The sequence below is a fragment of the Kocuria sp. JC486 genome (assembly GCF_011602805.1).
GTDB classification, from domain to species: Bacteria; Actinomycetota; Actinomycetes; order Actinomycetales; family Micrococcaceae; genus Kocuria; species Kocuria soli.
This window is the reverse complement of record NZ_JAAOZS010000008.1, coordinates 17,403-35,034: the sequence shown is the minus strand read 5'-3', so window position 1 is coordinate 35,034 and position 17,632 is coordinate 17,403. Positions and strand designations below refer to the sequence as shown.

The window sequence follows — 17,632 nt, the reverse complement described above, 5'->3', positions numbered from 1 at the left end:
CCACCCGCTGGGACACAGCGTCAGGACTCGGAGGCGCTGGCGCTCTCGCTCGCACCTTCGGTCGACTCGACCGGGCCATCGACGAAGGACTTGGCGACGTCGTTCATGGCGGACTCCAGATCCTCTTCGGATGCCGGTTCCGAGGCGTCGGAGCCCGATCCACCCTCGACTGCGGACAGGCCGTCGCCCTGGCTGACCATGATGACCAGGTTGCCGACGCTCATCGCCGACGCGGAGTAGGTGGTGTCGCCACTCGGGCTCGCCGAGCTCGTGGAGGAAGTGGAGCTACCGGTGAGGATCAGGGTCTCGCCGGCCCCCTCGACCTCGGGCGACGTGGTCTCGGCGGTCATGGACTGTTCGTCGCCCATGGCGCTCAGGGTCACTTCGCCGCAGTCGCCGAGCCCGGAGTTGAGGTCCTTGACGGCTTGGTCGGCTGCATCGCGCGAGTCGGTGACCCGGACGGAGATCGTGAGGTCGCTGTCCGTGGTGCCGCCGACCATCTGTTCGAGTTCGGGGCTCATGCCTTCCCCGTCGATGACCCCGGCGGAGACCACGGTGAACAACGGGTCCTTGCAGGCCTCGGGATCCGTCTCGATCATCGCCATCATGGCGTCGATCATCGAGGTCGCGGAATCAACTTCCTCCCCGCCACTGGCCATGGCCTCACCGGCCGGTTCGACCTCGGAGACCTGCTCGTCGCCGACCTTGGTGGCTGCCAGGGTGGATTCGGCCGTGTCCAGCGTGTAGTCGTCCGGGGCCTCCACGGGCGCGGCGCTGGTCTCTTCCCCGCCACCGCCTCCGCCCCCGCCGCCACCGCAACCGGTCAGCGCCAGGACGCACACGGCGCCGGTGGCCAGTAGAAACTTGGACTTGTCAGCCATCGATCTCCCCTTCGTCACCCGACGACGCCCGCACTGGTCGAGAGGGCCACATCACGCCGGTTGGTTGTGCAAATCACTTTAGTGATGTGCACATGCGAACGCCAGCGTTGCGTTCGTGTTCAGGTAACGCGGCGCACTATGACAGGAGATGACGGCGGTCGACCGGTCCCGTGGCTGGGGACCTGTCCAGCCACCTGGATCGGCCCACGGGTCAGAACAGGACCGTGGCGAACGTGCCGACTCGGTTGAATCCTGCGCGGTGGTAGGTGCGCAGCGCCGCCCGGTTGTACGAGTTCACGTACAGGCTGACAAGGGGCCATCGACGTCGAGCCGCTTCCACCACCGCGGTCATGCACGGGACGGCCCATCCCTGACCGCGATGCTCGGGTGCCACCCACACGCCTTGGATCTGGCATACGTCACCCGCAGCGGCACCGATGTCCGCCTTGAACACGACCCGACCGTCGCGCCTGACCACGAACGTGCGCTGGTCCTCGATCAGCCTGGAGACACGGCGGACGTACCCGTTGTCACCGGCCACGAACGGTGAGTAGCCGACCTCTTCTTCGAACATGGCGGCACTGGCCGGCAACACTTCGGCGACCTCCGACGGGTCGGCGGGCCGAACCTCCGGGTGCGGTGCGGAATCGGAGTGCCGTTTGGCCACCATGAGGGGCTGCTCCTCGCGCACGGCAAACGGCTCGGACCACCGGGGCTGCACCGCGTTCCACAGCGCGAGCACCTCACGCTGTGGGCCGAAGAACGAAGCCCGGGGGCGACGTTGCGCCAGCAGATGGTCGGCCACGAGCCGGATTCCGGCGTCGTCGAGGACCACGGGGACCACATTGCTGCCGACCCAACACGCGCCCGTGAGCTGCACCGGAGTCGAGCGTCGTCCGGGTAGTCCCCTGCCGCCGTCGGTCACGCCCACCACGGGGGCCGACTGCCCGGAGGTCGCGGTACGGAAGGTGGCCACGTTCTCGGTCACGAAGGCCGAGGCCACCCTTCTGGTGGCCAGCAAGTCCTCCAGCGCCCCTGCGGGGACGGCGTGCGGGGGGACCAGACGCGGCCCGGACCCGGCGAAGAATCTCATCCGGCGACGGTCACGCTGGGCGCGCCCGACTCCTCCGAGCCTTCGATGTCCATGTCTTCGGCAAGGCGATTCGCCTCGGTGATCAGGGTCTCCACGATCTGGTCCTCGGGCACGGTGCGAATGACCTCGCCCTTGACGAAGATCTGGCCCTTGCCGTTGCCGGAGGCAACACCCAGGTCGGCTTCACGGGCCTCGCCCGGTCCGTTGACCACGCAGCCCATGACGGCAACGCGCAGCGGCACGGTCAGGTCCTTGAGCCCCTCCGTGACGTCATCCGCCAGCTTGTACACGTCCACCTGGGCCCGGCCGCAGGACGGGCAGGACACGATTTCCAGCTTCTTGGGCCGCAGCCCCAAGGACTGCAGGATCTGGCTGCCGACCTTGACCTCTTCAACCGGCGGGGCGGAGAGGGACACGCGGATCGTGTCCCCGATGCCCTGGGAGAGCAAGGCACCGAACGCCGTCGCCGACTTGATGGTGCCCTGGAACGCGGGCCCGGCTTCCGTGACGCCCAGGTGCAACGGCCAGTCACCTTCCGCGGCAAGGAGCTGGTAGGCCCGAACCATGGTCACGGGGTCGTTGTGCTTGACGGAGATCTTGAAGTCGTGGAAGTCGTGCTCCTCGAAAAGGGAGGCTTCCCACTTGGCCGACTCCATGAGTGCCTCCGGAGTGGCCTTGCCGTACTTCTCCATGAGCCGCTTGTCCAGGGAGCCCGCGTTCACGCCGATGCGGATCGAAACCCCCGCGTCCTGCGCCGCCTTGGCGATGGCTCCCACCTGGTCGTCGAACTTCCGGATGTTGCCCGGGTTCACGCGGACACCGGCGCACCCGGCGTCGATCGCGGCGAACACGTACTTGGGCTGGAAGTGGATGTCGGCGATCACCGGGATGGGCGATTTCTTGGCAATGATCGGCAGTGCGTCGGCGTCGTCCTGGGACGGGCAGGCCACGCGCACGATGTCGCAACCGGCGGCGTTGAGTTCGGCGATCTGCTGCAGGGTCGCGTTGATGTCCGTGGTCGGCGTCGTCGTCATCGACTGCACGCTCACGGGCGAATCGGAACCGACGCCGACGGCCCCCACACGGATCTGCCGGGTCTTGCGACGGGGCGAGAGGACGGGCTGAGGCGCTGCGGGCATACCGAGGCTGACCGGACTCACGGGGGCTCCTGACACGTTGGCGATGGAATTCGCGATGCCGCGGGATCACCACGACACGCCGACCACCCATTGTGCCCCAGTTCCCACGACCGGGGACACCGATTCATGGTTGTCCTGGGCACACTTCCAGGCACTGGCAACCGGGCGCCGAGTCAGAACACCTGGACCGGTTCGACGATGTCGGCCAGCACGAGCACCACCGTCATCACCAGGAATGCGCCGACCACCACGTACGTCAGCGGCAGGAGCTTGAGGGGGTCGAACGGTCCGGGGTCGGCGCGGCCGGTGAGCTTGGCGAAACCACGCCGCACCTTCTCCCACAGCGCCCCGGCGATGTGTCCACCGTCCAGCGGCAGCAGCGGCAACAGGTTGAAGGCGAACAGGGCGAGATTGACGGAGCCGATCAGTCCCACCAGGGTGGCGGCCTTGTCTTTGACCTCCAGCCGGTCCGTCATGGCCACCTCGCCGGAGATCCGCCCCACTCCGACCACCGACATCGGCCCTTCGGGATCCCTGGGGGCCTCCGTGAATGTGGACACGGCGGTGTTCCAGACGTTCACGGGCAAGCGCCACAGCACGCCGAACACGGAGTTCAGCGAATCGACGACGACGCCGGGGACCTCCGTCACGGGCTGAGGGACGGTGTCGAAGCGGGGCGAGACGCCGATGAAGCCCACTTCTTCCAAGACGTAGTCCCCGTTGTCCAGGACCGGCTCCCCGTCGTCGTCCTGAACGGGACGCTCGGTGAGGATCGGCGTGATGACCGTGCTGGTCTCCTGCCCGTCACGCTCGTAGACCAGGGGCACCTCCTTGCCGCCCTGGTCGCGGATGATCGAGGTCAGTTGGTCCCAGGTGTCCACGTCCTGGCCGTTGATGGACACGATTGTGTCCCCGGGTTCCAGTCCCGCAGCGTGTGCGGGTGCCTCCGGGGTGGTCTTGTCGCAACTGGTCTGTGACTGGCCGTCAGCGGAGGCGTCGCCCGCGCGGACCTCGACGACGCATTCGTTGACCGTGGAGACCTGGGTGGTCGGCGACTGCGTGCCGAATCCCGTGACCAGCACGGTGATGCACACCACCGCGATGAGGAAGTTCATGAGTGGGCCACCGAGCATGATGACGACCCGTTTGTACACGGGGAGCTTGTAGAACGCGCGGTCCTCGTCACCCGGCTGGCGATGCTCATCCTCCAGGCTGCGGGTTTCCGCCACGGCCTGTTGGAACAGTCCGGTCGAATCCACTCCGGCGGCGTGACCCTCAGCCGGCGGGTACATGCCGATCATCGCCACGTAGCCGCCCAACGGGACGGCTTTGAGCCCGTACTCGGTCTCCCCGCGGCGCCTTGAGAACACGGTGGGTCCGAAACCCACCATGTACTGGCGGACGCGCACCTTGAAGAGCTTGGCGGGCACCAGATGCCCGACCTCGTGCAGGGCGATCGAGAAGATGAAGGCCACAGCTGCCAGGAGCACGCCGAGGACATAGAGCAGAACGGTCACGGCCGACATGCAACCACACTCAGCCCAGAACTTTCCGTGCTGTGCCCCCGATCTCGGCTGCGATCCACCCGGACCTGGGCGCCTTCCTCGGACTCCTTCGCTTGACGCCCTACGGAAGGCGCCCAGGTCCGGGTGCCACAGGTCAACTCGGGTACGACAAAGCCCCTCCGCAGCGGACCACAAGCGAAGCAGTCCAAGGAAGGGGCCCGTCGTCGTCGCGACTCGATCAGCGGCTCAGCGCCGCATGATCTTGCGCGCCATGGAGTTGCCGAAGAACTGCACCAGCTGAACCATGACGATGATGACGGCCACGGCTGCCCAGGTGATCTGGTCGTTGAACCGCTGGTAGCCCAGACGCAGGGCGAAGTCACCCAGACCACCGGCACCGATCGCGCCGGCCATGGCGGACATGTCCGTCACGCCGATCACCAGGAAGGTGTACCCCAGGACCAGGGGCCCGAGGGCTTCCGGAAGGATCACCGTGGTGATGATCTTGGGGCGCGAGACACCCATGGAGCGGGCCGCTTCTACGACGCCGGGGTCCACGGACATGAGGTTCTGTTCCACGATGCGGGCGACGGCGAACACCGCGGCGATCGACATGGCGAAGATCGCCGCGTTCTGCCCCAGGCGGGTTCCTACCACCGCGTCCGTCAGCGGCCCCAGGGCGGCCAACAGGATGATGAAGGGGATGGGGCGGACGAAGTTGACCACCAGGTTGATCGCGGTGTTCACGGCCCGGCTCGCGTAGAGGTTGCCGGGGCGCGTCACGTACAGGGCAACGCCGAAGAAAAGACCGATCAGGCCGGCGATCACCATGGTCAGCGCGACCATGTAGAGGGTCTCGCCGATGGCGGTCAGCAGTTGGGGGCCGAGGACGGACCAGTTCATGCCGAAACCTCCTTCACGGTTGTCAGCTGGGAGAGTTCGTCGATCGTCCGGTCGACCTCGTGCCGCTCACCGGTGAGGTCCACGGTCAGGGACCCGAAGGACTGACGCTGCAGGACGGAGACTCCCCCGAACACGATCTGGAACTGCACCCCGCGGGCGGCGGCAGCGGACAGGACGGACCCCACGTCCACGCCTTCACGAACGTCGACGACGACCAGCCGCCCCTTGCTCTGTTCGCTCAGGTAGCTCAGTTCTTCGCTGTCGGGTTCGTCGTGGCTCACCGTGGCCACGAACTTTCGGGCGGTGTCCGTTTCCGGTGCGGAGAACACCCGCGCCGTGGGTCCTTCTTCGACCACACGACCGCTGTCCATGACGGCGACCCGGTCGGCGATCGAGCGCACCACGTCCATTTCGTGGGTGATCAGCACCACGGTGATGCCGAACTCACGGTTGGCCCGGCGCAGCAGGTTCAGGACCTCCTGCGTGGTTTCGGGGTCCAGCGCGGAGGTGGATTCGTCCGCCAGCAGGATCTTGGGCTGGGCGGCCAGCGCGCGGGCGATTCCCACGCGCTGCTTCTGTCCGCCCGAGAGCTGCTCGGGGTAGTTTCCCGCACGTTCGGACAGTCCGACGAAGCGGAGCAGTTCCTCAACCCGCGCCTTGCGCTTGTCCTTGGACCACCCCGCGCGCACCAACGGGTACTCGACGTTGCCCGCGACCGTCCGGGAGGTGAAGAGGTTGAACTGCTGGAAAATCATGCCGATCTCCCGGCGAATCGGGGCCAGTTGTTCCTCGGTCCGCCCGTCGACGCGCTGCCCGTCGACCTCCACGACACCCCCGGTGACGGGCTCCAAGCCGTTGATCAGGCGCACCAGCGTCGACTTGCCCGCACCGGAGTACCCGATGACCCCGTAGATCTCACCGCGACGGATCGACAGCGTGACGCCGTCCACCGCCGTGACCTCTCGGCGCAGTTTGCCCTTGCCCGTTTCGAACGTCTTGATGGCGTCCTCGAACCGGACGATCACCTCGGCGTCCTCACCGGGCCGCACGCGGGGAGTAGCCGTCGCCGCAGAACTCACTTCTGGAGGTCCTTCTGGTAGTCGGCGAGGATCTGGTCCAGCTCTTCGCGCGGCAGGTCCAGGGACACGGCGGTGTCCTTGGACTCCTTGGCCTCGGCCTCCAGAACGGCGTCCGAGTGGAAGAGTTCGGCAACCTTGTTCAGGGTCTCGTCGTCGGCGTTCTCGGCCGTGGTGGTGAACAGGTTGACGTAGGGGTAGGAGCTCTCCTCACCGACGCCGTCCTCCGCGAGCGCTTCCTCGGGGTTGAGGTCGGCGCGCTCCAGGAAGTCGTTGTTGACCACGGACGCGGCCACCGAGTCGAGGGACAGGACGGTCTGCTCGGCGGAGACCGGCGTGACCTTGACCTTCGACTTCTCGGTGTCGACGTCGGTCTCGGCGGGCGCCGTCGTGTCGGAGGTGAACTCGACCAGGCCCTTGGATTCCAGCAGGAGCAGGGCGCGGGTCTGGTTGATGGAGTCGTTGGGGATGGCGATCTCGTCGCCGTCCTTGATCTGGTCCAAGGAGTCGTACTGGTTGGAGTACAGGCCCATCGGGTAGATCGACGTGGAAACGATCGGCGTGATGTCGTCCCCTGCGCTGTTGTTGTAATCCGCCAGGTAGGCGATGTGCTGGAACCGGGCCATGTCGATGTCGCCGTTGGCGGTGGCAGGGTTGACCTGGCTGTAGTCACCGAACTCGCGCAGTTCCACGGTGATGCCTTCTTCGGCGGCGGCTTCGACGATGGCCTCGTCCACCGGGGAGGACCCGATCACGCCCAGGGTGACGACTTCGTCGTCGTAGGGGCCTTCGTTGCTGTTGGAACCACCGCAGCCGGCCAGGGTGAGGCCCAGGACGGAGGTCAGAGCCAATGCGGAAACTCGGTAAGCGCGCATGGAGGGTATGCCTTTCGTTCGTGATGCAGGGGTCCGGGACCGTGCCGCATGCACGAAGGATGATCAGAAGGCGCCCGAGGAAGGCTCATTTCTCGATGTTCGTGCTTGCCGCAGGTCCGTTGACCGGAGCCGGATGTTCATCTGGGGCACCCCACCACGTCAGAGGGTTGCCGCCCGGTCAGCCAGAGCTTTTCGCCGGGACTCGTCATCCATTGCGCGAAATCCTAACATCGTGCGGCCCGTGGCCGTTGCGCACAGCAATGATCGACACAACGTGGGCAACTTCACATGAACGCGATGTGTGGACCACAGGCCCGGAACCCCCACCGACCTGGGCGTACGGCATACGCGCACATGAAACACAGATGAACACAGAGATACCCAAGGAAACCATCTGCAACCCGAGTGAACCACAGACGGAGATTCCGTAGCTTCGGAAGTGAACGTGAGGACGCGTCTGACCCGAGAAGTGGCCTCACACGGATTGCACGGGCACCGGATCCGGGCCCCTGCCCACGGAGGAGGACCACATGACCGCCCAGACCACAGACCGCCCCGTTCACGACGAGGGTTTCGACCCCGCCGCGCAAGCCTGGCGGGGTTTCCAGGCAGGTCCGTGGCAGGACTCGATCGACGTCCGCGACTTCATCCAGCGCAACTACACACCCTACGACGGCGACTCCGCTTTCCTGGAAGGTGCCACGGCTCGGACCACCGGCATCTGGCAGAAGCTGCTGGAGATGTTCCCGGCCGAGCGCGAGAAGGGCGTCTACGACGTCGATGCCACCACGCCCTCGACCATCACCTCCCACAAGCCCGGTTACATCGATGCCGAGCAGGAGATCGTCGTCGGCCTGCAGACCGATGCTCCCCTCAAGCGCGCGATCATGCCCAACGGCGGGTGGCGCATGGTCAAGAATTCCCTGGAGACCTACGGCTACCCCGTGGATCCCACGCTCGAGAAGATCTACTCGACCTATCGCAAGACCCACAACGACGGGGTCTTCGACGTCTACTCCCCCAACGTGCGCGCAGCACGGTCCTCCCACGTGGTGACCGGCCTGCCGGACGCCTACGGCCGCGGTCGCATCATCGGCGACTACCGGCGCGTGGCCCTCTACGGCGTGGACGCCCTGGTGGAGGGCAAGCAGCGCGAGCGTGCCGAACTCGACCTCTACGCCGCGGACGAGAAGGTCATCCGCGAGCGCGAGGAGAACGCGGAGCAGATCCGCGCGCTGCGTGAGCTCCAGGAGATGGCAGCCTCCTACGGGTTCGACATCTCCAAGCCCGCAACCAACGCGACAGAAGCCGTGCAGTGGCTGTACTTCGCCTACCTGGGCGCGGTCAAGGAGCAGAACGGCGCGGCCATGTCCTTCGGGCGCAACACGGCGTTCCTGGACGTGTACTTCTCCCGCGACCTGGCTGACGGGGTGCTGACGGAATCGGAAGTCCAGGAGATCGTGGACGACCTGGTGATCAAGCTGCGGATCGTGCGCTTCCTGCGGACCCCGGAGTACGACCAGCTGTTCTCGGGGGACCCCACCTGGGTCACCGAATCCATCGGCGGCATGGGTGCCGACGGGCGGACCCTGGTCACCAAGACCTCTTTCCGGTTCCTGCAGACCCTCTACAACCTGGGACCCGCCCCGGAACCGAACCTGACGGTCTTCTGGTCCGCGGACCTTCCGGAAGGCTTCAAGCGCTACTGCGCCCAGGTTTCGATCGACACGTCCGCCATCCAGTTCGAATCGGACGAACTGATCCGCGGTGCCTGCGGTGACGACGCCGCCATCGCCTGCTGCGTCTCCCCCATGACCGTGGGCAAGCAGATGCAGTTCTTCGGAGCCCGCGTGAACGTGGCCAAGTCCCTGCTGTACGCGATCAACGGTGGCCGCGACGAGATCTCCGGGAAGCAAATCGCTCCGGAGTCCCCCGCCGTCGTCGGTGAGGTGCTGGAGTTCGACGACGTGTGGGAGAAGTTCCTGGTCACGTTGGACTGGCTCGCCGCGACGTACGTGGAGGCCCTGAACTGCATCCACTACATGCACGACAAGTACGCCTACGAGCGCCTGGAGATGGCGCTGCACGACCGCAACGTGCTGCGCACCATGGCCTGCGGCATTGCCGGGCTCTCCGTGACCGCGGATTCGCTGTCCGCCATCAAGTACGCAACGGTTCGACCGGTCCGTGACCAGTCCGGTTTGGTCACCGACTACCAGATCGACGGCGAATTCCCGGCCTACGGCAACGACGACGACCGGGTGGACGAGATCGCGGTCAAGATCGTGCACGAGTTCATGGAGCGCGTCCGCCGCCACCCCACCTACCGGGACGCGGTGCACACCCAGTCGGTCCTGACAATCACCTCCAACGTGGTCTACGGCAAGAAGACCGGTAACACCCCGGACGGTCGACGCGCGGGCGAGCCGTTCGCTCCGGGTGCCAACCCCTCCAACGGGCGGGACACTCACGGGATGTTGGCCTCTGCACTGTCGGTGGCCAAGCTGCCCTTCGCCGAGGCCATGGACGGCATTTCCCTGACCAACACGGTGGTTCCCTCCGGTTTGGGCCGCACCAAGGACGAGCAGATCACCAACCTGGCGGGTCTGCTGGATGCCCAGAACGTTTCCGACGGCTACCACATGAACGTCAACGTATTGAACCGGGAGACCCTGGAGGACGCCATGGCTCACCCGGAGAACTACCCGCAGCTGACGGTGCGGGTCTCCGGGTACGCCGTGAACTTCGTTCGCCTGACCCGCGAGCAGCAGTTGGACGTCCTGTCGCGCACGTTCCACGACCGCGTCTGATCAGGATTCCGTAGATGCGCGGAACCCGTACCACCAACCCCCGGTTCACGCCGTCGGAGGGCTCGGTCACAGCACTGCGCCCCACCGACGCCGTGACCCCGCGGGCGGCCCAGGATCTCCCGCTCCCCCGACGCCGCGGCACAGCGTCGGGGTTGCCCGAGACCCTGGGCGACCTGCACCGAGAACTCCTGCCTCTGGACGCGGACGGGCGCCCCCTACACCACGAAAAGGTCCAGGCCCTGCACGCCGGCCTCATGGGCTCGATCCATTCGTGGGAACTGGTCACGGCGGTGGACGGGCCAGGAACCCGGATGACGCTGTTCCTCTCCGGCTGCCCGTTGCAGTGTCAGTACTGCCACAACCCGGACACCATGCAGCTCAAGAACGGAACCCTGCAGTCCGCCGAGGAGGTGCTCAAACGGATCAGGCGCTACCGGAAGGTCTTTTCCGCCTCCGGCGGTGGGCTGACCATTTCAGGTGGTGAGCCGCTGTTCCAGCACAAGTTCGTGCGCCGGATCCTGCGCGGGACGAAGGAGATGGGCGTCCACACGGCGCTGGACACCTCCGGATTCCTGGGACGGGTTGCCGACGACGAACTGCTCGCCGACGTCGACTTGGTGCTGTTGGACGTCAAGTCGGGCAACGAGGCCACGTACCACGAGACGACCGGCCGGTCCTTGGCCCCGACGATCGCGTTCGGTGATCGTTTGGCCGCCTTGAACAAGCCGATCTGGGTCCGGTTCGTCCTGGTCCCGGGACTCACGGATGCCCCGGAGAACATTCGAGGCGTGGCCGACATCGTGCAGAACTGGGGCTCGGTGGAACGCGTGGAGGTTCTGCCCTTCCACAACATGGGTGAGGACAAGTGGGCCTCACTGGGCCTGGACTACTCGCTCAAGGGAGTCCAGCCGCCGTCGTCGGAGCAGACGGAGGCCGCGCGCGAAGTGTTCCGCGCCCGCGGGCTGACCGTGTACTGAGCCGTCCCCCGCGTCGAGTGTGCAGTTTAATCGCCCCTGACTCCCTCAGGGGCGATCAAACTGCACACTCGACATGAGGAGTAGGTGCTTCAGGGTCAGTCGATCAGGAGTTGGTCCGCGCGAGTCCGAGCCCATCGTTCAGCCTCCAGGACCGCCTTGACCGTGAGGTCGTCGGCCACCTGGTGTTCCTCCACCACTCGGGCCACCGTGTCCACGATGTCCAGGAAACCGATGCGGCCCGCGTGGAAGGCGAGCACGGCCTGTTCATTGGCCGCGTTGTAGACCGCGGGCGCCGTGGCTCCGCGTGCGGCGGCCTCCTTGATGAGCCGCACGGCGGGAAACGCGTCTTCGTCCAGCGGCTCGAAGGTCCATTGCGTTGCCCGGGACCAGTCACACGGGGTGGCCGCCCCCGGCACTCGATGGGGCCACCCCAGTCCCAGCGCGATCGGCAACCGCATGTCCGGCGGGGAGGCCTGGGCCATGGTGGAGCCGTCCGTGAACTGCACCATGGAATGCACCACGGACTGGGGATGCACGACGACGTCGATCCGGTCCAGTTCCACGCCGAACAGCAGGTGCGCTTCAAGCACCTCCAGGGCCTTGTTGACCATGGTCGCCGAGTTGGTGGTGACCATGAGTCCCATGTCCCACGTGGGATGGGCCAGGGCATCGGCAGGTTTCACTCCCCGCAGCTGTTCCCGCGTCCGGCCCCGGAAGGGGCCCCCGGAAGCCGTGAGGATCAGCCGGTCCACCTCGGTGGCGCTGCCGGAGCGCAGGGCCTGTGCCAGAGCCGAATGCTCCGAGTCCACGGGAATCAGAGGGTCTTCATGCGTCGACGCCGCGACCGCTTGATGAATCAGCGCGCCACCGGCAATCAAGGATTCCTTGTTGGCCAGGGCCAGGAGCTTGTTCGATTCCAGGGCCGCCAGCGTCGGAGCCAACCCGATGGACCCCGTGATGCCGTTGAGGACCAGGTCGGCATCCTCGACGGCGGCCGCTCGGGTCGCAGCCTCCGGGCCGTGAATGATGCGCGGGCGGTAGTGCCCGGCATCAAGTGTCCCCGCCAGGTTGGAGATCGCGTCCGCCAGCTGGGCCGCCGCATCGGCGTCCCCGCTGGTGGCGACCAGCTCCGCTCGGGTCTCCACGGCCTGACGTGCCAGAAGCGCGAGGTTCGAGGCGCCGGCGGCCAAGGCCACGACCCGGAATACCTCTTGTCCCGCGTCCTTGCGAGCCTTGCGGACGACGTCGAGCGCCTGCGTCCCGATCGATCCCGTAGATCCCAGGATGCTGACCCGGCGTACGCCGTCGGACAACAACGCCTCCCACTGCCCCTGGGCAGCTGGCATCGACGGAGAGGCAGCGCGGGACGGGGTGACAGGAGGCATGGGTTCAGTATGCCGCGTCTACTCGGGCCGCCTTCAATCCAGGGGCTCGGGACCACCGCCGCGGTGCACGAAGGGTGCATGAAAAAGGGGCGCGCCCGCCGGAAGCTTCCGACGGGCGCGCCCTGGGGCACCGATTCACTGTGCGATCAGCGGCGCGGTGCGCGGTTTCCGCGGCCTGCGATCAGGCCCCAGATGAACAGCACCAGCAGTGCGCCGATGATTGCCAGGATGATCGAACCGATGGAGATCACCGATCCGTCTCCGCTCAGGCCGGGGATGGCCATGGAGATCAAACCGCCGACGAAGGCGCCGACGATGCCGAGCAGAATGGTGGCGATGATGCCGCCGCCCTGCTTGCCGGGCATGATGAGCTTTGCCAGCGCACCGGCGATCAAGCCCAGGACGATCCAGGCGATAATTGAGCCAATCATGAGAGCCTCTCTTTCTGTTCCCGGCCCCGTGAGGGACCGTGGTGGGGGACAGTTCCGTCAGTATGCTGATTGCTGACGCTTGACGCAAACGTTACAAGAACTCCGCCTGCAATTCCCGTAGCCCGGATGAGATCTGGCTCATGCCCACCACAACGCCCTGACACGACGAAACCCGCCGCGTGTCCCCGTTGGAGGGGCACACCCAGCGGGTTTCGCTGTCCGGAGGTGCTCGGTGATCAGTGCTGGACGGGAGCCTCCGCACCCACACCGGTCATGGAGCGAACTTCCATCTCGGCCTGCTTCTCCACGCTCTCCTTGTAGGGATCGGTCTTGGAACCGATGAAGCCCAGCAGGAAGGACGCGGGAATCGAGATCAGGCCCGGGTTGCTCAGCGGGAACACCGCGAAGTCCGCGCCCGGAATCATGGAGGTCTCCGCACCGGACATGACCGGCGAGAAGGCAATGAGTCCCACGGAGATGATCAAGCCGCCGTACATCGACCACACGGCTCCGCGCGTGGTGAATCCGCGCCAGTAGAGCGAGTAGAGGATGGTCGGCAGGTTGGCCGAGGCAGCGACGGCGAAGGCCAGCGCCACCAGGAAGGCCACGTTCTGCCCCTGGGCGCCGATGCCGCCCAGGATGGAGACGATGCCGATGACCACCACGGTGATCTTGGCGACCTTCAACTCCTCCTTGCCCGTGGACTTCCCCTTCTTGATCACGTTCGAGTAGATGTCGTGAGCGAAGGAGGCCGAGGCGGTGATCGCCAGACCGGCCACCACGGCCAGGATGGTCGCGAAGGCCACGGCGGAGATGATGCCCAGCAGGACGGACCCACCCAGCTCGTAGGCCAGCAGCGGCGCCGCTGAGTTCACACCGCCCGGGGCGGCCATGATCCGCTCACCACCGATCAGCGCGGCGGCACCGAAGCCGAGCACCAGGGTGAACAGGTAGAACAGGCCGATGAGCACGATGGCCCAGACCACGGACTTGCGTGCTTCCTTGGCGGTGGGCACGGTGTAGAAGCGCATCAGAACGTGGGGAAGGCCGGCTGCGCCGAAGACCAAAGCGAGGCCCAGGGAGATGAAGTCGATCTTGGTCACGTCCGACAACCCGTACTTGAGCCCCGGTTCCAGGATCGCCGGGTCCTTGGCCACGGACACGGCCTCGCCGAGCATGTCGGAGAAGTTGAAGCCGAACAGGGCGAGGGACCACAGGGTCATGACGGCCACACCACTGACCAGCAGGACGGCCTTGATGATCTGCACCCAGGTGGTGCCCTTCATGCCACCGATGAGCACGTAGGCGATCATCAACGCACCCACGATGATGATGACCAGGGACTGCCCCACCCGGGAATGGATACCCAAGAGCAGGGAGACCAGAGCGCCCGCGCCGGCCATCTGAGCCAGCAGGTAGAAGAAGGTCACGCACAGCGTGGAGGTGGCGGCGGCAATGCGCACGGGGCGCTGCCGGAGCCGGAAGGACAGCACGTCGGCCATCGTGAACTTGCCGGTGTTCCGCAGCGGCTCGGCGATGAGCAGCAGCGCGACCAGCCAGGCCACAAGGAAGCCGATGGAGTACAGGAATCCGTCGTAGCCCTGCAGGGCGATGGCCCCGACGATGCCCAGGAAGGAAGCCGCGGACAGGTAGTCGCCCGCGATCGCCAGCCCGTTCTGGGTACCGGAGAAGGAACGACCGCCGGCGTAGTAGTCAGCGGCCGTGGTGGTGCTCTTGGAGGCACGCAGCACCACGACCATGGTCACGGCGACGAATGCCGCGAAGATCGCCATGTTGAGCCATGGCGTGCCCACGGTCTCCGTGGTGGTTGCCGCCTTTTCGGCAGCGGGAAGCATTACGTTCATCTGTCAGGCCTCCTTGCCGACGACGGTGCCGCGGGTGCGGGCGTAATCGCCCGATTCGAGGGCCTCACGCAGATCCTGCGCCTGCGGGTCCAGGCTCTTGTTGGCGAAGACCACGTAGAGGGCGGTGATTCCGAACGTGGTGACGAACTGCAGGAGCCCAAGGATGATGCCCAGGTTGACGTCGCCGATCACCTTGGTGGACATGAAGTCCGTGGCGTAGATCGACAGCAGGACGTACAGCATGAACCAGACCAGGAAGAAGATGGTCATGGGCACCACAAATTTGCGGTGGGTGGACCGGAGGGATTGGAATTCCGGCGACCTTTGGGCCACCTGAAAGTCCTCGGCCGTCGGTTCGGCCGGTGAGGGTTGCTCTGACACGGGATACCTCTCGTACGAGCTTGTGTGACAGGTGTCACAGTGTGGACTCGCTTACAGTAACCTCAGGACGCTCCCCCACCAACCCCTTTGCGCACACAATCACTGGCCGACACCACGAAAAATGGTGTTCAACCCTAACCTGACAGGGTTAAACACCATTTCTAGACAGGTGAAAAATTTCTGCCCGACTCGCCCTCAGCGCAGGGTCAGAAGGAGCTCCACGGTGCGGTCCAGGAAGGCATCCACCTGTTGCTCTTCGTAGGACTCGGCACCCACCGCCGGCCCGAACACCGCCGTCCGGATCCGATCCGGATCGACGGTCTCGTGGCGGCTCAGGTCCGCGACGATTTCGTGGCACAGGGCGTCGACGTCGGCACGCGCGTAGCCGCGTGTACTGGCCCCGGCGGGCGTGCGGAAGCGCTCGCCGTCGGGACGTTCGAGGCGACCGAACACGAGATCGGTGAGTTCGGTGATCCGTTCCTCCCACGCTTCCCGACCGTGCTGCCGGAGGAACTGTTGGCCCTCGCGTTCGACCAGGTCGTCCTCGGCGCGGTCCAGAGCCGGATCCACCTCTGAGGGATCATATCCCCCGTGGGCCCGCCCGAAGGCGACATCCCGCACGTCCTGGGCACGGACGGCGTCGTCGGGGGTTTCGCCCGAAGGCTGCCCCTGCAGGGTGGCCTCGACACGATCGAAGAATGCATCCACGGCCTTCGGGTCGTACCCCCAGGTGCGGCCTTCGGTCCTGGCGAACCGGTTGGGGGCGGCCGCTGCGTCGTCACGGGAGGTCAATGCTCACTCCTGCCTTGGGTCCGGTCGGGGCATCACTGTGCCAGGGCCAACAATTCGAAGACCACGTAGCCGACCGGAGCCACGAACACGATGGAATCGATGCGGTCCATCACTCCCCCGTGCCCCGGGAGCATGGTCCCCATGTCCTTGACCCCGATCTCGCGTTTGACCATGGATTCGGCGAAGTCCCCGAGGGCGGCAACCCAGACCAGGCAGAACGCGAGCACCAGCCCGTGCCACCACGGATCACCGAGCAGGAAGGCCACCAGAACGGAGGCCAGGGCCATGGACCCGAGCATGGAGCCCGCGAATCCTTCCCAGGTCTTCTTGGGACTGATCCTGGGCGCGATGGGGTGTTTGCCGAAAAGGACCCCCGCGATGTACCCGAAGGTGTCGTTACCGACCGCCATGAGGATCACGATCAGGACCTTGACGGCACCCTGGTGCGTTCCGAACAGGAGCACCAGCAGGGACACGCACAAGGCCACCCAGGTCAGCGCGAACAGTGATCCCATCACGGAGAGCAGCATTCCCTGCCGGGGACCGAAAACGCGTACTCCGACCACGCCGAAGGACGCCAGTACGGTGGCGACGATCAGCGCCTGAGCGCCTCCGTAGTACGCCGCCACCGGCATGATCGCGGCCCCGAACGCCGCCGGGACGACGGGAATACGGATTCCTGCGTGGGCCAGGGACCGGCACACCTCGTAAACGCCGAGAGCTGCAGCCGCCGCGGCCAACAGCGCCAACAGCGGGTGAATGACGAACAGACCCAGACCCAGGACCACCAGGAGGCCGACGCCCACCGCAATGGCCGCAGGAAGGTCCCGTCCCGCTCGTGACTGCTTGGGCGCAGGTGCGCCTCCGACCCCGGCCTGCCCCGGGCTCTGCACCGTGGGCATCAGACCTGCAGCAGCTCGGCTTCCTTGTTCTTGAGCATGGCGTCGACCTGCTCCACGTGCTTCTTGGTGGCCGCGTCCAGGTCCTTCTCGGCCCGCTTGCCTTCGTCCTCGCCGATCTCGCCGTCCTTGACGAGCTTCTCGATGGCGTCCTTGGCGTGGCGCCGGACGTTGCGTACGGAGACGCGGGCGTCCTCGGCCTTGCCGTGGACCACCTTGACGTATTCCTTGCGGCGTTCCTCCGTCAGTTCGGGCATGACCACGCGGATGACGTTGCCGTCGTTGGCGGGGTTGGCACCGATGTCCGAGTCGCGCAGCGCCTTTTCGATCTCCCCCAGTGCGGCACGGTCGTACGGGGTGATCAGGAGCGTGCGTGCCTCCGGGTTCTGGAAGGAGGCCAGCTGCTGCAGGGGCGTGGGAGCGCCGTAGTACTCGACCATCAGCCCGGAGAACAGGGACGGGTTGGCGCGGCCGGTGCGAACGGCTGCGAATTCCTCCGATGCGTTCTCCACCGCCTTGGCCATGCGGCTGGTCGCGTCCGACTGGATGTCAGCAATCACTGTGATCTCCTTGCTGGGGGCAGGCTGGCACGTCCGTCTCGTCCGAGCCACCACGACGGC

Annotated in this window: 16 protein-coding genes and 1 riboswitch; of the genes, 2 read left to right on the top strand and 14 right to left on the bottom strand. The window is 66.0% G+C overall.

Annotated features, from left to right (window positions below; genetic code table 11):
* Window positions 1-20: 20 nt before the first annotated feature.
* The 7 genes from GWK18_RS05940 to GWK18_RS05910 all read right to left on the bottom strand — a co-directional run bounded on the left by GWK18_RS05940 (window position 21) and on the right by GWK18_RS05910 (window position 7,472).
* Window positions 21-881, bottom strand: coding sequence for a hypothetical protein (locus GWK18_RS05940; RefSeq protein ID WP_166833836.1), 861 nt, complete (start codon window positions 879-881; stop codon window positions 21-23).
* Between the two features lie 211 nt (window positions 882-1,092).
* Window positions 1,093-1,974 carry a DUF4081 domain-containing GNAT family N-acetyltransferase gene (locus GWK18_RS05935; protein ID WP_166833834.1) on the bottom strand — a complete coding sequence of 294 codons (882 nt, stop codon included), beginning with the start codon at window positions 1,972-1,974 and terminating at the stop codon, window positions 1,093-1,095.
* Window positions 1,971-3,134 carry a flavodoxin-dependent (E)-4-hydroxy-3-methylbut-2-enyl-diphosphate synthase gene (gene ispG / locus GWK18_RS05930; protein WP_123825631.1) on the bottom strand — a complete coding sequence of 388 codons (1,164 nt, stop codon included), beginning with the start codon at window positions 3,132-3,134 and terminating at the stop codon, window positions 1,971-1,973. The genes GWK18_RS05935 and ispG overlap by 4 nt, the downstream gene beginning before the upstream one ends.
* 152 nt (window positions 3,135-3,286) lie before the next feature.
* Window positions 3,287-4,639: a site-2 protease family protein gene (locus GWK18_RS05925; RefSeq protein ID WP_166833832.1), complete on the bottom strand. Its 1,353-nt coding sequence runs from the start codon at window positions 4,637-4,639 to the stop codon at window positions 3,287-3,289.
* A 225-nt stretch (window positions 4,640-4,864) separates the two neighbouring features.
* Window positions 4,865-5,521: a methionine ABC transporter permease gene (locus GWK18_RS05920; protein ID WP_123825627.1), complete on the bottom strand. Its 657-nt coding sequence runs from the start codon at window positions 5,519-5,521 to the stop codon at window positions 4,865-4,867.
* Window positions 5,518-6,600 carry a methionine ABC transporter ATP-binding protein gene (locus tag GWK18_RS05915; protein WP_233568819.1) on the bottom strand — a complete coding sequence of 361 codons (1,083 nt, stop codon included), beginning with the start codon at window positions 6,598-6,600 and terminating at the stop codon, window positions 5,518-5,520. The genes GWK18_RS05920 and GWK18_RS05915 overlap by 4 nt, the downstream gene beginning before the upstream one ends.
* On the bottom strand, window positions 6,597-7,472 hold the full coding sequence (locus tag GWK18_RS05910) for a MetQ/NlpA family ABC transporter substrate-binding protein (RefSeq protein ID WP_123825625.1): 876 nt from the start codon (window positions 7,470-7,472) through the stop codon (window positions 6,597-6,599). The genes GWK18_RS05915 and GWK18_RS05910 overlap by 4 nt, the downstream gene beginning before the upstream one ends.
* A gap of 96 nt (window positions 7,473-7,568) precedes the next feature.
* Window positions 7,569-7,682: riboswitch (SAM riboswitch) on the bottom strand.
* Between the two features lie 320 nt (window positions 7,683-8,002).
* Between GWK18_RS05910 and pflB the strand changes: the two genes are divergently transcribed.
* Together pflB and pflA are read left to right on the top strand one after the other, a co-directional pair.
* Entirely contained in the window at window positions 8,003-10,282 is a 2,280-nt protein-coding gene (gene pflB, locus GWK18_RS05905; RefSeq protein WP_166833830.1) for a formate C-acetyltransferase, read from the top strand.
* Between the two features lie 14 nt (window positions 10,283-10,296).
* On the top strand, window positions 10,297-11,259 hold the full coding sequence (gene pflA, locus GWK18_RS05900) for a pyruvate formate-lyase-activating protein (RefSeq protein ID WP_166833828.1): 963 nt from the start codon (window positions 10,297-10,299) through the stop codon (window positions 11,257-11,259).
* Between the two features lie 95 nt (window positions 11,260-11,354).
* Here pflA and dxr read toward each other — a convergent pair whose 3' ends face one another.
* The 7 genes from dxr to frr form a co-directional block, all read right to left on the bottom strand.
* Window positions 11,355-12,605 (bottom strand): 1-deoxy-D-xylulose-5-phosphate reductoisomerase, encoded by a 1,251-nt coding sequence (gene dxr, locus GWK18_RS05895; protein ID WP_166833939.1) that lies wholly within the window; start codon window positions 12,603-12,605, stop codon window positions 11,355-11,357.
* Window positions 12,606-12,790: 185 nt separating this feature from the next.
* The gene (locus GWK18_RS05890; RefSeq protein ID WP_123825619.1) at window positions 12,791-13,075 is read right to left on the bottom strand and encodes a GlsB/YeaQ/YmgE family stress response membrane protein; all 285 of its coding nucleotides are present in this window, start codon (window positions 13,073-13,075) and stop codon (window positions 12,791-12,793) included.
* Between the two features lie 236 nt (window positions 13,076-13,311).
* Complete coding sequence (locus GWK18_RS05885) at window positions 13,312-14,940, bottom strand: cation acetate symporter (protein WP_123825617.1); 1,629 nt, start codon at window positions 14,938-14,940, stop codon at window positions 13,312-13,314.
* Window positions 14,941-14,943: 3 nt separating this feature from the next.
* Window positions 14,944-15,321, bottom strand: a complete 378-nt coding sequence (locus GWK18_RS05880) for a DUF485 domain-containing protein (RefSeq protein WP_166833826.1) — start codon at window positions 15,319-15,321, stop codon at window positions 14,944-14,946.
* A gap of 195 nt (window positions 15,322-15,516) precedes the next feature.
* Window positions 15,517-16,113 (bottom strand): DivIVA domain-containing protein, encoded by a 597-nt coding sequence (locus GWK18_RS05875; RefSeq protein ID WP_166833824.1) that lies wholly within the window; start codon window positions 16,111-16,113, stop codon window positions 15,517-15,519.
* 32 nt (window positions 16,114-16,145) lie between these two features.
* Window positions 16,146-17,015, bottom strand: a complete 870-nt coding sequence (locus GWK18_RS05870; RefSeq protein WP_166833822.1) for a phosphatidate cytidylyltransferase — start codon at window positions 17,013-17,015, stop codon at window positions 16,146-16,148.
* The gene (gene frr, locus GWK18_RS05865; RefSeq protein ID WP_166833820.1) at window positions 17,015-17,572 is read right to left on the bottom strand and encodes a ribosome recycling factor; all 558 of its coding nucleotides are present in this window, start codon (window positions 17,570-17,572) and stop codon (window positions 17,015-17,017) included. The genes GWK18_RS05870 and frr overlap by 1 nt, the downstream gene beginning before the upstream one ends.
* Window positions 17,573-17,632: the final 60 nt, after the last annotated feature.

Coding starts and splice junctions, on each gene's coding strand:
- GWK18_RS05940 (WP_166833836.1), bottom strand. CDS start 881: ATGGCTGACAAGTCCAAGTTTCTACTGGCCACCGGCGCCGTGTGCGTC.
- GWK18_RS05935 (WP_166833834.1), bottom strand. CDS start 1,974: ATGAGATTCTTCGCCGGGTCCGGGCCGCGTCTGGTCCCCCCGCACGCC.
- GWK18_RS05925 (WP_166833832.1), bottom strand. CDS start 4,639: ATGTCGGCCGTGACCGTTCTGCTCTATGTCCTCGGCGTGCTCCTGGCA.
- GWK18_RS05920 (WP_123825627.1), bottom strand. CDS start 5,521: ATGAACTGGTCCGTCCTCGGCCCCCAACTGCTGACCGCCATCGGCGAG.
- GWK18_RS05910 (WP_123825625.1), bottom strand. CDS start 7,472: ATGCGCGCTTACCGAGTTTCCGCATTGGCTCTGACCTCCGTCCTGGGC.
- pflB (WP_166833830.1), top strand. CDS start 8,003: ATGACCGCCCAGACCACAGACCGCCCCGTTCACGACGAGGGTTTCGAC.
- pflA (WP_166833828.1), top strand. CDS start 10,297: ATGCGCGGAACCCGTACCACCAACCCCCGGTTCACGCCGTCGGAGGGC.
- dxr (WP_166833939.1), bottom strand. CDS start 12,605: ATGCCAGCTGCCCAGGGGCAGTGGGAGGCGTTGTTGTCCGACGGCGTA.
- GWK18_RS05890 (WP_123825619.1), bottom strand. CDS start 13,075: ATGATTGGCTCAATTATCGCCTGGATCGTCCTGGGCTTGATCGCCGGT.
- GWK18_RS05885 (WP_123825617.1), bottom strand. CDS start 14,940: ATGAACGTAATGCTTCCCGCTGCCGAAAAGGCGGCAACCACCACGGAG.
- GWK18_RS05870 (WP_166833822.1), bottom strand. CDS start 17,015: ATGCCCACGGTGCAGAGCCCGGGGCAGGCCGGGGTCGGAGGCGCACCT.